The sequence below is a fragment of the Nocardia rhizosphaerae genome (genome assembly GCF_042650365.1).
In the GTDB taxonomy this organism is placed as follows: Bacteria; Actinomycetota; Actinomycetes; order Mycobacteriales; family Mycobacteriaceae; genus Nocardia; species Nocardia rhizosphaerae.
The window spans coordinates 216,785-231,378 of the sequence record NZ_JBHSBA010000003.1 but is presented as its reverse complement, the minus strand read 5'-3'; the positions used below and the strand labels follow the sequence as shown (position 1 = coordinate 231,378).

13 protein-coding genes are annotated in these 14,594 nt (G+C 68.7%); 4 read left to right on the top strand and 9 right to left on the bottom strand.

All coding sequences use genetic code 11. The features are described 5' to 3' along the window. Positions 1 to 37: 37 nt before the first annotated feature. A complete protein-coding gene (locus ACFOW8_RS02625; protein WP_378548407.1) occupies positions 38 to 2,644 on the bottom strand; it encodes a transglycosylase domain-containing protein in 2,607 nt (868 codons plus the stop codon). 400 nt (positions 2,645 to 3,044) lie between these two features. Beyond that, on the bottom strand, positions 3,045 to 3,464 hold the full coding sequence (locus ACFOW8_RS02620) for a DUF5318 domain-containing protein (protein ID WP_378544844.1): 420 nt from the start codon (positions 3,462 to 3,464) through the stop codon (positions 3,045 to 3,047). 424 nt (positions 3,465 to 3,888) lie between these two features. Between ACFOW8_RS02620 and ACFOW8_RS02615 the strand changes: the two genes are divergently transcribed. Together ACFOW8_RS02615 and ACFOW8_RS02610 are read left to right on the top strand one after the other, a co-directional pair. After that, positions 3,889 to 4,446, top strand: a complete 558-nt coding sequence (locus ACFOW8_RS02615; RefSeq protein WP_110037815.1) for a PadR family transcriptional regulator — start codon at positions 3,889 to 3,891, stop codon at positions 4,444 to 4,446. Next, on the top strand, positions 4,439 to 5,548 hold the full coding sequence (locus ACFOW8_RS02610; RefSeq protein WP_378544840.1) for an inositol-3-phosphate synthase: 1,110 nt from the start codon (positions 4,439 to 4,441) through the stop codon (positions 5,546 to 5,548). Before ACFOW8_RS02615 ends, ACFOW8_RS02610 begins: the two co-directional genes overlap by 8 nt. 58 nt (positions 5,549 to 5,606) lie before the next feature. On the opposite strand, the gene ACFOW8_RS02605 is transcribed toward ACFOW8_RS02610, so the two are convergent. The 6 genes from ACFOW8_RS02605 to ACFOW8_RS02580 form a co-directional block, all read right to left on the bottom strand. Then, positions 5,607 to 6,038: a GyrI-like domain-containing protein gene (locus tag ACFOW8_RS02605; RefSeq protein ID WP_378544837.1), complete on the bottom strand. Its 432-nt coding sequence runs from the start codon at positions 6,036 to 6,038 to the stop codon at positions 5,607 to 5,609. A 2-nt stretch (positions 6,039 to 6,040) separates the two neighbouring features. Further along, on the bottom strand, positions 6,041 to 6,502 hold the full coding sequence (locus tag ACFOW8_RS02600; RefSeq protein ID WP_378544834.1) for a GyrI-like domain-containing protein: 462 nt from the start codon (positions 6,500 to 6,502) through the stop codon (positions 6,041 to 6,043). A 203-nt stretch (positions 6,503 to 6,705) separates the two neighbouring features. After that, positions 6,706 to 9,012, bottom strand: coding sequence for a transglycosylase domain-containing protein (locus ACFOW8_RS02595; RefSeq protein ID WP_378544831.1), 2,307 nt, complete (start codon positions 9,010 to 9,012; stop codon positions 6,706 to 6,708). A gap of 84 nt (positions 9,013 to 9,096) precedes the next feature. Next, a complete protein-coding gene (locus ACFOW8_RS02590) occupies positions 9,097 to 9,984 on the bottom strand; it encodes a carbohydrate ABC transporter permease (protein WP_378548404.1) in 888 nt (295 codons plus the stop codon). A gap of 11 nt (positions 9,985 to 9,995) precedes the next feature. Further along, positions 9,996 to 10,973, bottom strand: coding sequence for a carbohydrate ABC transporter permease (locus tag ACFOW8_RS02585; RefSeq protein WP_378544828.1), 978 nt, complete (start codon positions 10,971 to 10,973; stop codon positions 9,996 to 9,998). 45 nt (positions 10,974 to 11,018) lie between these two features. After that, positions 11,019 to 12,266, bottom strand: coding sequence for an ABC transporter substrate-binding protein (locus ACFOW8_RS02580; protein ID WP_378544825.1), 1,248 nt, complete (start codon positions 12,264 to 12,266; stop codon positions 11,019 to 11,021). A 227-nt stretch (positions 12,267 to 12,493) separates the two neighbouring features. Here ACFOW8_RS02580 and ACFOW8_RS02575 point away from each other — a divergent pair, with 227 nt between their 5' ends. Both ACFOW8_RS02575 and ACFOW8_RS02570 read left to right on the top strand, forming a co-directional pair. Next, on the top strand, positions 12,494 to 13,294 hold the full coding sequence (locus ACFOW8_RS02575) for a DUF2786 domain-containing protein (protein WP_378548401.1): 801 nt from the start codon (positions 12,494 to 12,496) through the stop codon (positions 13,292 to 13,294). 264 nt (positions 13,295 to 13,558) lie between these two features. Next, on the top strand, positions 13,559 to 14,095 hold the full coding sequence (locus ACFOW8_RS02570; RefSeq protein WP_378544822.1) for a TIGR04338 family metallohydrolase: 537 nt from the start codon (positions 13,559 to 13,561) through the stop codon (positions 14,093 to 14,095). A gap of 71 nt (positions 14,096 to 14,166) precedes the next feature. Here the strand turns inward: ACFOW8_RS02570 and ACFOW8_RS02565 are convergent, their stop codons facing one another. Then, entirely contained in the window at positions 14,167 to 14,589 is a 423-nt protein-coding gene (locus ACFOW8_RS02565) for an organic hydroperoxide resistance protein (RefSeq protein WP_378544819.1), read from the bottom strand. Between the last annotated feature and the right edge of the window lie 5 nt (positions 14,590 to 14,594).

The following is a 14,594-nucleotide window of genomic DNA, read 5'->3' as shown; positions in this document are numbered from 1 at the left end:
GATGCTGGTCGGTCACGACATCCGAGGCTACCGGTGGCTACCGGGGTTCGGTCGCCGCGGTGCCGTCGTCGCCGTCGTCACCGCCGGTATTGCCTGGCCGGCCACCCGGCCGGTTGTTCCCGCCCGAGTTCTCGCTGTTGCCACCGCCGGACGGCGTCGAATCGTCCGGGTTCGCCGTCGGCTGGCCCGGCAGCGGGCCGGTGGTCGGCTCCGGCGTCTGGCGTTGCTGTTGCGGCTGTCCCGCGGGCTGCTGCACACCGGGCACCGGGATGCGGATTCCGGGCAGGATCTCCACCTGCGACGGCACGATCACCGGCGGTGCGATCGTCGGCGCCGTGGTGGACGGCGGGGTGTAGGGCGCAGACCACTCCGGCACGCCTGCCTGGCCCTTGATCGGGGCGGGCTTGGGGAACGACTCGTTCGGTGTGCCCGACAGCGCGCCGTCCATGGTGTCCTTCCAGATGTCGGAAGGCAGGCCGGAGCCGTAGATGCTGGCGCCGCCGTAGTTGCGCAGCGGATCACCTTGCTCGGTACCGACCCACACCGCGGTCGACAGCGACGGGGTGTAGCCGACCATCCAGGCGTCCCGGTTGCTGCCGGTGTCGCCGAGCTGATGGGTGCCGGTCTTGGACGCCGACTGCCTGCCACCGGCCAGGTTGTGGCCACGCGAGTACGCGGCGATCGGCTTCATCGCGTCGGTGACGTTGTCGGCCACCGCCTCGCTGATCCGCTTCTCGCCCGCGACCTCGCCGCGATCGAGCAGCACCTGACCGTCGGCGGTCACGACTCGCTGCACGAAGTGGGGCTTGTAGTAGGTGCCCGAGGCCGCGAGGGTGGCGTAGGCCGAGGCCATATCGATCGGCCTGGTCTGGTACTGGCCGAGCACGATGCCGTTGTTCGGGCCCGCGCTGTTCGGCTCGGTCAGCGTCTCGCCGATACCGGGCAGCTCTTCGGGGATGCCGAGCTTGTAGGCCATCTCCCTGATCTTCTGCGGGCCGTTCTGCATGTCCAGCTGCATCCGGTAGAAGCTGGTGTTCAGCGAGCGCTTGAGCGCCTCGGCGATGGTGCACATGCCGCAGGACTCACCCTCGACGTTGCCGATCTCGATGCCGTTCACGGTGATCGGCGAGCTGTCGTACAGCTGCGAGAGCGGAATACCGAGTTCGAGGTTGGCCGCGAGGCCGATCACCTTGAACGACGAGCCCGTCGGCAGGCCGGCGTTGGCGAAGTCGAAGCCCTGACCGTCGGCGCCGCCGTAGTAGGCGCGCACGGCACCGGAGCGCGGGTCGATCGAGACCACCGCGGTCCGCAGGTTGTCCGGCTCGCCCTCCAGGTTGGACTGCGCGGCGCTGACCGCGGCCTCCTGCGCCTTCGGGTCGATGGTGGTGGTGATCTGCAGCCCCTCGGTGTTGAGCTGCTGCTCGCTGATGCCCGCCTCGGACAGTTCCTCGAGCACCTGCGTCTTCACCAGGCCGCCCGGTCCCTCGTCCTGGTTGTTCTCGTTGAGCGAGGCCAGCGGCACCACCTGCGGGTACTGCATCGACGCGCGCTCGGCCGCGGGCAGGGTTTTGGCGCTGACCATGCCGTCGAGCACGTAGTTCCAGCGCGCCGTGGCGCCCTCGGGGTTCTTCTCCGGGTCGAGCAGCGAGGGCAGCTGGATGGTGGCGGCGAGGACAGCGCCCTCGGCCACGGTCAGCTCCTGCACCGGCTTGCCGAAGTAGGCCTTGGCCGCGGCGTCGATGCCGTACGCGCCGCGACCGAAGTAGATCGTGTTCAGGTAGGCGGCGAGGATGTCTTCCTTGCTCCACTGGCGGGCCATCTTGGCCGAGATCACCAGCTCGTGCATCTTGCGGGTCAGCGAGCGCTCGTCACCGACCAGAGCATTCTTCACATACTGCTGGGTGATCGTGGAACCACCACCGGCGCTTTCCTTGCCGAGGATGTTGTCGCGGGCCGCGCGGGCGAAGCCGGAGACCGAGAAGCCGGGGTTGGTGTAGAAGTCCCGGTCCTCGGCGGCGGTCACGGCATTGCGCACATGCGGCGGGATCTGGTCGATCGAAACCTCGGTGCGGTTGCCCTGCGGCGGGACCACCCTGCTGATCTCGGTGGTGCCGTCCATGGCGAAGATCGTCGCGACCTGATTGGTCTCCAGGTCGCCCGGCCTCGGCACCGAGACCGCCGAATAGGCGACAAGGAATACCGCGCTCGGCACGACGATGGCCAGCGCCATCAACACGTACATGGTTCGGCGAATCGCTCGCCACGGCATCTTCCGCACCGAACCACCCTTACCCGAGCCGTCGTCGCCGCCGCCACCATCGCGGCGGTTGCGCGGTCCGGTCGGCGGCGGTGTGCCGCCCGCTCCGGTGGCGCGGCGCTCACCTGTGGTAGGGCCACCGGGACGCCGGGGTGCGCCGGGACGCGCCGGTGCGGCGGCCCTGGCCCCGTCACGCACGGCCCGGCCGGAGTCGGGCTGTCCGGCGCGCACCGTCGGTTCGTCGGGGACTCCGGGGCGCGGCAGTTTCTGCGTGGCGCCCGCGGCGGGCACGGCCCGCATCGGCCCGCTCTGCGGCCTGCCATGACCCGGTCCGCCCTGCGGTCCACCCGGACGCTGCGGCGGCGGGCCGGGCCGACGCGGTGGCATGCCACCCGGCGGCGGACCCTGCTGACGATTCGGTGGCGGTCCGCCCTGCGGGCCACGGCCGCTCGGTACCGGGCCGCGACCCTGCGGGCCGCCCTGCGGACGCGGCGGCTGACCGCCGGGCTGCCGTTGCCCGTCCTGCGGTCCCGGCCTGCGCGGCGGCTGGCCGCCGGAGCGGGGCGGCGGACCTGGCTGTGCGCCCCTGGCCGGACGACCTTGCGGATCGTCACCGTAGGGGGAGGGCTCGTAGGGCGAACTCACTGACCAGATCTCCATAACTCGTAAGGTTCACTCGGCACACGACATCCGCGCCGGACGACCGGCGCGGATCCCTTGGCTCTCGAACAGCGGCGCATCAGGTGGCCGCCACCCGCTCGCGGCGGGCTGTCACTCGGCGGCCTCATCATTCGGCGGCGGTGCGCCGCCCCGCGCGCGAGTTCGTCCGGCGGCGGGCCGGTGCGGGTGCCGAACCGAGCACATACGACTGCACCAGGTGGTTCCAGCTGCACGAGCGGCATACCTCCACCACATGCACCGAGAACTCCTCGTGCGACTCCGCCATCCTGACCAGTTCCTCCGGTGCGCGCGCCGACCCGGCCGCCTGGCCGAGCCCGTCGCCGTACACCCACGAGACCAGCGTCAGCTGCTCTTTCCGGCAGATCGGGCAGGTTACCTCGCTGCCCCTGCCGTGGAACTTGGCGGCCCGAAGCAGGTACGGATTCGCATCGCACACCTCGGCGACCCCGACCCGGCCCGCGTAGACGTCGGCGAGCAACGACCTGCGCCGGAGCGCATAGTCGACCACCTGCCGCTGAATTCGCACGATCACCAGAGTAGCGGGGATCGAAACCGGCCGTCGGTGGCACGGCATCTTCGCTGTTCTTGTCCCACCCGCCCGATATCACCGGCTTCTCGGAGGTTTGCGCAGGTGGGTGAGGCCACCGCGGACCGAGGTCGCGGTCACGTGCGTGTTGCGGCGGTTGGTGTGACGAGCGCGCGTGATCTCGATCGCGCCCCGATGTCGACAGTGCTTGACGCCGTCGGAGCAGCGGGCCGAAAGCGGCCGGGCGCGGCGGGAGCGCGGTCGCGGTGTCCCGCGTCCACGCCTGCCGACCAGCTGAGACGTCGTGATTTGTGGCATACGACTATGCCTTGTTATATCGCTCCGATATAGTTGGAAGTCGCATTCATCGGTTAGGTCCGTTCGGCCTGTCGGGCCGACATAGTCACAGGGAGTGAGGTCGGCCGTGCTCGAGTTGGCGATTCTCGGCCTGCTCCTTGACGCGCCCATGCACGGTTACGAGCTGCGCAAGCGGCTGACGGGCCTGCTCGGCGCGTTCCGGGCCTTCTCCTACGGTTCGCTCTACCCGACGCTGCGTCGCATGCAGACCGACGGGTTGATCGCCGAGGAGATCCCCGAGGGCGCGACCGCGCGCCGAGCGCGCCGCGTGTACCGGCTCACGCCGGTCGGGCGGGAACGGTTCAACGAACTCCTCGCCGACACCGGTCCGCAGAACTACACCGATGACGGCTTCGGCGTTCACCTGGCCTTCTTCAGCCGCACCCCCGCCGAGGCGAGGATGCGAATCCTGGAGGGCAGGCGGCGTCAGGTCGAGGAGCGCCGAGAGGGACTGCGGGAAGCGATCAAGAAGGCCAGCGGCTCGCTGGATCGCTACACCCGCCAGCTCCACCAGCTCGGATTGGAATCAAGCGAGCGCGAAGTGCGCTGGCTCAACGAGTTGATTGCGGCGGAGCAATCGACGAAGGCGGCACCACAGAAAGAGGGAAAGAGCGGCCATGAGTGATGTCAACAAGGTTGGGTCGGGCGAGGTTCGCGTCGCGATCGTCGGTGTCGGCAACTGCGCATCGTCGCTGGTGCAGGGCGTGCAGTACTACAAGGACGCCGACGAGAACTCCTCGGTTCCCGGCCTCATGCACGTCAAGTTCGGTCCCTACCACGTCAAGGACGTGAAGTTCGTAGCCGCGTTCGACGTCGACGCCAAGAAGGTCGGCTTCGACCTGGCCGAGGCGATCTTCGCCAGCGAGAACAACACCATCAAGATCTCGGACGTGCCGCCCAGCGACGTGACGGTCCTGCGCGGCCCGACTCTCGACGGCATCGGCAAGTACTACGCCCAGACCATCGAGGAGTCCGAGGCTCCCGCGGTCGACGTGGTCAAGGCGCTGAAGGACGCGCAGGTCGACGTCCTGGTCTCCTACCTGCCCGTCGGTTCCGAAGAGGCCGACAAGTTCTACGCCCAGTGCGCCATCGACGCGAACGTCGCCTTCGTCAACGCACTGCCGGTGTTCATCGCATCCGATCCGGAGTGGGCGCAGAAGTTCGTCGAAGCGGGCGTCCCGATCGTCGGTGACGACATCAAGTCCCAGGTCGGCGCGACCATCACCCACCGCGTGATGGCCAAGCTGTTCGAGGACCGCGGCGTGGTGCTCGACCGCACGTACCAGCTCAATGTCGGCGGCAACATGGACTTCAAGAACATGCTCGAGCGCGAGCGGCTGGAGTCGAAGAAGGTCTCCAAGACCCAGGCCGTCACCTCGAACCTGACCGGTTCGCTGGCGGGCAAGGTGCACGACCGCAACGTCCACATCGGTCCCTCGGACTACGTGGAGTGGCTCGACGACCGCAAGTGGGCCTACGTCCGGCTCGAGGGCCGCGCCTTCGGTGACGCCCCGCTGAACCTGGAGTACAAGCTCGAGGTGTGGGACTCGCCGAACTCGGCGGGCATCATCATCGACGCCGTGCGCGCCGCCAAGATCGCCAAGGACCGCGGCATCGGCGGCCCGGTCATCCCGGCCTCGGCCTACCTGATGAAGTCCCCGCCGGAGCAGATCGCCGACGACGTCGCGCGCACCCAGCTCGAGGCCTTCATCATCGGCGCGGAGTAGTCTCCGTACGAAAAGGGCCGGTGGACACGAATTCTCGTGGCCACCGGCTCTTCGCGTATCAATCCAGCGAGACGTACACCTCGACACTCGTCGGTCCGGTGTAGCGCTCGAGTTCGGCGGTGTGCGAGCGGGTGATGGTACCCGCGTTCTCGGCCTTGATCACCTCGGCCCAGGCGGTGCGCAGCAGGTCGTACGGCTTGTCGGTGACGACGAACTTGGCGTAGCGGCCTGCGGGGACGCGGGTGAGCACATCGCCGTCGTCGACATCGTCCAGCGCGCTCACCTCGTAGCCGAGCACGGCGACAGCGTGGTCGTTCTGGCCGATGTAGGCCGCGGCCCTTGGGACGGCCTTCTCCCTGGACAGGTACCGGTCCCAGGTGAAGTTCACCAGGTCGAGATCGCGGGCGGTCACCTCGCGGCCAGCCAGCGGCACGGTGAGGCCCGCGATCAGTCCGTCGTCGAGAGTGACGATCTCGAAGTCGACAGCCATGGCTATTCGCCGCCCTTCTCACCGGTCAGCGAGACGAAGATCTCGACGGTGCGTTCGTCGGGGTACTGCTCGTAATCACCGGCGTAGGCGCGATCGAATTCACCGGCGGCCTCGGCGTCCCAGATCTGGCGCCACAGCCCGACGATGGTGTCGCCACGGTTGTCGCCGGTGGCGGTGAACCGGGCGTAGCGGCCGGCGGGGATTCGGGCGAGCACATCCCCGACCTGCAGATCGGCGATGGTCTTGCATTCGTAGCCGACGATGTGGGTGAGGTAGGAGTTGATCTCCGTCGCGAAATCGACGTACCCCGTCGCGACCGGTCCGGGTAACGACGGTCTCGCCAGCAGGTGCTGCCAAGCCTCCACCACCTTGGCACGGCGTGGCCCCTCCACGGCGAGCGCCGGACTGCGGAGCACAGTGCCCGCGATCAGCGTCTCGGGACGGTCAACGACATCGAATTCCACCTGCGTAGCCCCTATGTCTAGTCTCGTCGTCGCTCGAGCGCATATCTTCCCGCATCGATATGACAGGTTTCGCGCCGGGATCGTTCGACGCGCCGTCGCGTCGCGGCAAACCGGCGGTGCCGACTGGTCGGGCCGGTTCGCGCTCTGGCCAACGATGTTGCCATGTCGGCCGGGGCGAGTGGTCCCGGTGGCCAATCCGTGATCTATCGACCGCCGAGTCCAGGGAACAATTCGACCGGTGACGTGGACGGACGCGGCGCGGGCGGCGGGATCACGATCAACGGCGGCGCCGATTCGCGCGGCGCGGTGGTCGGTGGGTCGATGAGATCGGGGACCGGGTTGCGCGGCGGGTTCGCCGGCGGATTGAGGATGTCGTAGGGGTTGTTGCCCGGTGCGCTGGGAGCGGCCGGACCGGGCGCGATGAAGCCGCCGCCGGATGTCGCGGGCGTGGGGAACTGCTCGACCGGGGTTCCGGCCAGCGCGGTGTCCATCACCTGCTTCCAGATGTCGGAGGGCAAGCCGGAGCCCCAGATCGCGCCACCACGGCCACCTCGCAACGGCTGCGGCTGCGCGGTGCCCACCCACACCGCCGTCGACAGCGACGGCGTGTAGCCGACCATCCAGGCGTCCTTGTTCTCCGTGGTCTCGCCGAGCTGGGTGGTTCCGGTCTTGGCGGCCGACGGCCTGCCCCCCGCGAGACCGTGCCCGTTGGAGTAGTTGGCGATCGGCGTCATCGCCTGGGTGGTCGCGTCGGCGATCGACGCGGTGATCCGCTGCTCCGGCTCTGGCGGCTGGCGGCCGACCCGGTGCTCCGGAGCGCCGCGGTCGAGCAGCACCTGCCCGGCGCCGGTGGTGACCCGCTGCACGAAGTACGGCTGGTGGTACACCCCCGACGCGGCCAGCGTCGCGTAGGCCGAGGCCATGTCGAGCGGGCGCACCAGATACTGGCCGAGCACGATCCCGTTGAGCGGCGGACCGCCTGCCTCGGTGAGGGTTTCGACGTCGAGACCGGGAATGCGCTCGGGGATGCCTGCCAGGTGCGCGGCTTCGGCGATCGAGCGCGGGCCGTCGGCCATGGTCATGGTGAGCCGGTAGAAGCTGGTGTTCAGCGAGCGCTTCAGCGCTTCGGTGAGCGGGCAGCGCCCGCAGGAATCACCGTCGGCGTTGGTGATGGTGGTGCCGCGGTCGACCACCGGGGAGCTGTCGATCGACCTGGTCGGCGGAATGCCCTGGCGCTGCGCCGCGACGAGCCCGAACACCTTGAACGCCGACCCCGTCTGCAGCGGCGCCTGCGCGAAATCGAAACCGGTGCCGTCCTCGCCGCCGTAATAGGCGCGCACCGCGCCGCTGCGCGGATCGATCGACACCACCGCCGCGCGCAGTTCCGCGGGCTGCCATTCGAGCCGCGCGCGCACGGTGTCGACGGCCCCGGCTTGCGCGACCGGATCGATGGTGGTGGTGATCTGCAAGGCACCGGTGTCGATATCGGCGTCGGTGAGTCCGGCGGCCCGCAGCTCCCGCAGCACCTGGGTGCGGATGTGTCCCTCCGGCCCGAGCGCGACCGGTTCGGCGGGGATCTCGGGCAGCGGGATGATCGGTGGGAACACCGTCGCGTCCCGGTCGCCTGGCGCGAGCACGTTCATCTCGATCATCCCGTCGAGCACATACCGCCAGCGCGCCTGGAGCTGGTCCAGGTGTTCTTCGGGAGTGAGTACCGAGGGCGAGCGGATCACCGCGGCGAGCACCGCGCCCTCGGCGAGGGTCAGCTCCGGCACCGGTTTGTCGAAGTAGGCCTTGGCCGCGGCGGCGATGCCGTAGGCGCCGCGCCCGTAGTAGATCGTGTTGAGGTAGGCGGCCAGGATCTCGTCCTTGCTCCACTGCCGCGCCATCTTCGCCGCGATGATCAGTTCCCGCATCTTGCGGGTGACGGTGCGTTCGGAACTGAGGAAGGCGTTCTTCACGTACTGCTGGGTGATCGTCGAACCGCCACCGGCGTTCTCGTTGCCGAACAGATTGTCGCGGGCGGCGCGCAGGAACCCGCTCGTCGAATAGCCCGGATTGGTGTAGAAGTCGCGGTCCTCGGCGGCCAGCACCGCCTCGCGCACCGGGATCGGCACGTCCGACAGCGGAATGGGAATCCGATTGCCCTGCGGCGGAATGATCTTCGTGAGCACCGTGGTGCCGTCGGCGGCCAGCACGGTGGCAGGCTGCTCGACCGCCACCTCGGCGGGCTCGGGGATCTCCGAGCTCCAATAGATCGCCACGAACAGCAGCGCGGGCACACACACGAAGATCACGAACAGGGCGAGCAGCAGCCGCCGGATCTTCTGCGCCCTCGTCCGCGGCGGCCGCGGTTCCTCGCCGTCGGTGCCCAGCTTGGCGGCCTGCGCTCGCCGGGCCGCGCCCTTGCCGGGCCGATCCCGGCCGAGCGGGTCCTTGAATCCGGCGATCGAGGTGTACGGGGCATCCGCCTCCGAACGCCGGCGCCCACCCTCGGCGGCCACGACCATCCCCTTCCGGAGAGCTCACCTGCATCGACGCACAACGATGCAGGTGACTCTACCCGCAGTGGGCGGCAGAACCGCGCAGGCGCGTCAGCTCTTCACACCACCGGCGGTCAGACCGGAGATGATCCGGCGCTGGAAGATCAGCACCATGATCACCAGCGGCACCGTGACGATCACACCGGCCGCCATGATCGCCGCGTACGGCTGGACGAGCGGATCGTTGCCGGAGAACTGCGCGATGGCGACCGTGACCGGCCTGGTGTCCTCGCCCGAGAGCAGCCGGGCGAGCAGGTACTCGTTGATCGAGGCGATGAACGCCAGGATCGCGGTGGTGAACACCGCGGGCGCGGCCAGCGGCAGCATGATCAGCCGGAACGCCTGCGCCTTGGTCGCGCCGTCGATCCGGGCCGCCTCCTCGAGCTCCCACGGCAGCTCGGCGAAGAACGACGCCAGGATGTACACCGTCATCGGCAGCACGAAGGAGATGTTGGGGATGATCATCGCCTGGTACTCGCCGATCCAGCCGAGGTCGGTGAACAGCTGGAACAGCGGGGTCACCAGCACGACCGCGGGGAACATCGAGGCCGACAGGATCAGCCCGGAGATCAGGTACTTGCCCGCGAAGGTCATCCGCGCCAGCGCGTAGGCGGCGAGCACGCCGAGCACCAGTGCGATCGCCGTGGTCGCCGAGCCGATGATCACACTGTTGAGCAGCGCTTGGCCGAAGTTGTTGCCACGGCTGGTGTCGAAGGCGTTGCGGAAGTTGTCCAGCGTCACGTGGGTCGGCCACGGGGTGCTGTCGAAGGTGTAGGCCTGATCGCGGAACGCGACCACCGTCATCCAGTAGAACGGCCCGAGCCCCCACACCAGCACGATCAGCACGCCGAGATACATCCGGACCGTGCCGAGCCGCTTGCGCCAGGAGATCGGCTGCATGGGTGCCTCGTCGCGGGCGACGGGCGCCTCCTTGGTCATCGACATGCTCATCAGTTCGCCTTCCGCTGTTCTTCCTGCGTGCGAACGGCGTTGGCGCCGAGCACCTTCACCAGCACGAACGCGATCGCGAAGACGAGCAGGAAGGTGATCGTCGAGAGCGCGGCGGCGCTGTTGGGGCCCTGACGCACCTGTTCGACCACCAGGATCGACATGGTGGTGGTCGACGGGTTGCCCAGCGTCATGATCGCGGGCAGGTCGTACATGCGCAGCGCGTCCATGGTGCGGAACAGCACCGCGACCAGCAGCGCGGGCTTGAGCAGCGGCAGCGTGATGTGCACGAACCGCTGCCAGGCCGAAGCGCCGTCGACCTTGGCGGCCTCGTACACGTCGGCCGGGATCACCTGCAGGCCCGCCAGGATCAGCAGCGCCATGAACGGTGTGGTCTTCCAGACATCGGCCGCGATCACCGCGAAGCGTGACGCCCAGATGTCGGAGGTCCACAGGATGTGGGTGCCGAGCACCCGGTTCACCACGCCGTCGTACTGGAACATGAACTCCCACAGCCGCGCGGTGACGGCGGTCGGGATGGCCCAGGGGATCAGCACGGCGGCGCGCAGCAGGGCCCGGCCACGGAAGGTCTTGCCCATCACGATGGCCATGCCGAGGCCGAGCACGGCCTCCAGCGACACGGTGACGACGGTGAAGAACAGCGTGATCCCGACCGCCGACCAGAACTGGGAGCCGAGAGTGCCGGTGGGGCACGAGATGGTCCCGCCGAGCGAGTTGCACTGCTGGAGCAGCCAGTGCGTGTAGTTGCTCAGCCCCGCGCCGCCACCCTCGACGAACATGCCGGTGGCCGGGTCGATCCCGGAGTCCTTCTGGAAGGACATGATGATCGCCTCGACCACCGGGTAGCCGATGACCACGGCCAGCGCGACGAGCACGGGCGTGACGAACAGCCACGCCTTGCCGGATCGTCGCAGTTCCAGCGCTAGCCCGCGCTGCTTGGCTCCCGAAGGATCCGACACCGTTTCTTCTCTCCTACGGTCTGGTCGGGTCCGCTGCGCGCTCCGCTACGAACCGGCGGTCTCGATGCCCTTCTGCATGCCGGCGACAGCGTCGTCGACGGACTTCGTACCGTTCAGGGCAGCATATGCGTTGTCCTGGATGGCTTTCGACACCGCGGGATAGAACGGGGTGACCGGACGCGGCACCGCGCTGGCGATGGATTCCTTCAGCGCGGGCAGGTACGGCATCTGCGCGATCAGCGCCGGGTCGTCGTAGAGCGAGGCGCGCACCGGCGGCAGGGCGCCCGCGGCGATGATCTGCTGGGCCTCTTCGCTGATCAGGAAACGCACGAAGTCGGCAGCGGTGGCCTTGTTCTTGGAGAAGGCGCTGATCGCGGTGTTGTAGCCGCCGAGGGTCGACGCGCCGACACCGGTGTTGCCCGGCAGCGGGGCCACCCCGAACCGGTCCTTCACGGCGGAGGAATCGGCGTTGGCCTGGCCGTACAGGTACGGCCAGTTGCGCAGGAACAGCAGGTTGCCCGACTCGAACGCGTTGGCGCTCTCGCCCTCCTTGAAGGTGATGGCTTCCTTGGGGATGTCACCGTTCTGGTAGGCGTCGACCAGGACCTTCAGGCCTGCCTTCGACTCGGGGCTGTTCACGGTGGGGGTCTTGCCGTCGGCGCCGACGAAGCTGCCGCCGAAGGCGTTGATCACCTCTGCGGTGTTCACGGTCAGGCCCTCGTAGGGCGCGAGCTGACCGGCGTAGCAGCCGATGTTGTTGTCGCGGGCGACCTGGCACTGGCCGAGCATCTCGGTCCAGGTGCGCGGCGGCTCGGGCACCAGATCCTTGCGGTAGTACAGCAGGCCGCCGTTGGTGTTCTTGGGTGCCGCGTAGAGCGTGCCGTTGTAGGTGGCGCTGGCGACGGTCGGGGCGAGCAGCGACGCGGTGTCGATCGAGAAGTTGCCCTCCAGCGGCTGCAGCCAGCCCTTGGCAGCGAACTCCGCGGTGTTGGTCACGTCGAGGGCGACCACGTCGTAGCCGTCCTGCTTGGCGCGGAAATGCTCGGCCAGGTCGTCGTGCTGCTGGGTGGCGTCGGCCGACTGCTCCTTGAACGTCACCTGCTCGTTCGGGTGCGCGGCGTTCCAGCGGTCGATGAGCTGCCGGACGACACCGGTCTCGGTGACGTCCTTGCCTTCCACATAGGTGATCGGGCCGCGGCCCGAGAGGTTCTCGTCGAGGGGGTTGCCGCCGTTGTCGCTCGAGCAGGCGCTGGCGAACGATGCGGTGAGCAACGCAATCGTGGCAGCAGCCATCGTCGCTCTCGGGACAAACTTCAAGGCCATCGCAGACACTCCAGGGTCGAGACAGTGAGCAGCAGCACACCGTGCGGTGCAACAGGCAACATACATGGTGGGGGCTCGCCGCGTCCGATTGCCGGTGTCACTTCCGCTACTTCGCGGTCAGTTCGCCTGCGCGCGGTGTCGGCGCCGTGTCCTACCCTCGACGGGTGACCAGCCCACCGCCGCGCGCGCCCGACCGGATGCTCACCCGCATCGGTGGTTTGCTGCGCAAGGCCGAGGCCACCGACAACGAGCACGAGGCCGAGGCCTTCCTGGCCGCGGCGCAACGTCTGGCCACCAAATCCTCGATCGACCTCGCCGTTGCGCGCTCGCATGTAGCCGACCGGGAGCGCAGGTCGGCGCCGGTGCAGCGGATCATCCCGATCGGTGAGCCAGGTCGCAAGGGTCTGCGCACCTATGTCCAGCTGTTCGTCGCGATCGCCTCGGCCAACGATGTGCGCTGCGATGTCGCTCGCAGTTCCGCGCAGGTGTACGCCTACGGTTTCGCCGCCGATATCGATACCTGCGAGGCGCTGTACGCGAGCCTGCTCGTCCAGATGGTGCGCGCGTCGGATCACTACATCAAATCCGGTGCCTATCGGGGTGCCACCGTGGTCAAGATCGTCACCGAGAAGCGTTTCGGGCGCACCGTGCGCCGCCGGGTCGATGTCCCGGTCGCCGGGGTCACCGCCCGGCTGAACTTCCAGATGGCCTTCGCCGCCCGAGTTGGTGCCCGCCTGGCCGAGGTGAAGGCCGAAGTCGTCGCGGAACAGACCCCCGCCGAGTCCACCGGCGCCGCGCTGGCCCTGCGCGACAAGGAGGTAGCCCTCACCGATTTCTACACTTCCACCTCGCAAGCCCGCGGCACCTGGCGCGGACCGCAGACCTCCACCGGCCATTCCGCTGCGGCTCGGCGGGCAGGCGATCGCGCGGGCCGCTCGGCCCGCCTCGGTACGTCGCCCGAATTACCGGCAGCGCGAGGAAGACTCACCGGTCGATGAGCCCGCTGCTCGCCGCCGAAGACGAGGCGCGGTCGTCAACTGAGCGGAGGTTCCGTCCGCGGTCGGTAGCGCAGGTAGGACTGGTCGGCGTGCGCCCGGAGCGAGCCGGTGGCGACTGTGCCGCGTGGGCGGATGGTGGACGTGCTGGTCGGCTCGGTGGCGGACGTGCCGGGTGGGCTGGTGGCGGATGTGCCGCCTGGCCGAGTGGCGAGTGCGAGACGGACTTCCGCGACCTCGGCAGGCCGGATGAGGTGGGCGGATGTCATGGCGCCACGTGATCGGGACGCGCAGCGGGCCAAGGTGTACGACGCCGAGCAACTCGTGCGTGGGGCGTTCGATCGGGCCGAAGAGTTCGGGCATCGCACGGTCGAGGTGTACGGATCGCACCTGACCTTGCCGGTGGAGCGGCGGTTCGCGGCGGTCGAGTCGGTGCAGTCCTATGTGGACAGAGTGCTCGCACTGAATTGGGTTCGCGCGCAGTGGGAGCGGGCCGCGGTACCGGTTCGGGTCCGGGCGCGTGCGGGTGCGTCGGCAGCGCACTACGAACCCGTCGACGCGGTTCTCGCGGTTCCCCTGCATACCGGGTCGACCGCATGGGCCTTGCGCGAACTGGTGATCCTGCACGAACTCGCCCATCACCTCGGTGCGGCAGACGAAGCGGCACACGGGCCCCAGTTCTGCACGCGCTATACCGAACTGGTGGACGGTGTGATCGGCCCGGAGGCCGCCCTGCTGATCCGGGCCACCTTCGCCGGATGTGGTGTCCGCTTCGGGCGGGATCCCATGGCTGAACCGGGCTGAACGTGCACAAAAGCGCCCAAGCGTCGGCTTTTCGACCGTAGGGCGAAAGAGTGCACGTTCAGCGCGGGCGATCAGTCCTCGGCGACCTGCACGTCGACGGCGATATTGCCGCGCGTGGCGTTGGAGTACGGGCACACCTGATGCGCCTGCTCGGCCAGTGCCTGCGCGTCCTCGCGAGACAGGTGCGGCAGGGTCACCTCGAGGGTGACGGCCAGTTCGAACCCGCCGTTGTCATTCGGTCCGATCGAGACCTGAGCGCCCACCGCCGAATCCGCGATGTCGGCGCCCGCCTTCTTGCCGACCAGCCGCAGCGCGGAGTGGAAGCACGCGGCGTATCCGGCCGCGAACAGCTGCTCGGGGTTGGTGCCTGCGCCGTCGCCGCCCATCTCCTTCGGCGGCGCGAGCACCACGTCGAGCTTGCCGTCGGTGGTGCGGGCGGTGCCGGTGCGACCTTCGCCGCTGGCCAGGGCTTCGGCGGTGTAGAGGACCTGCATGTGAG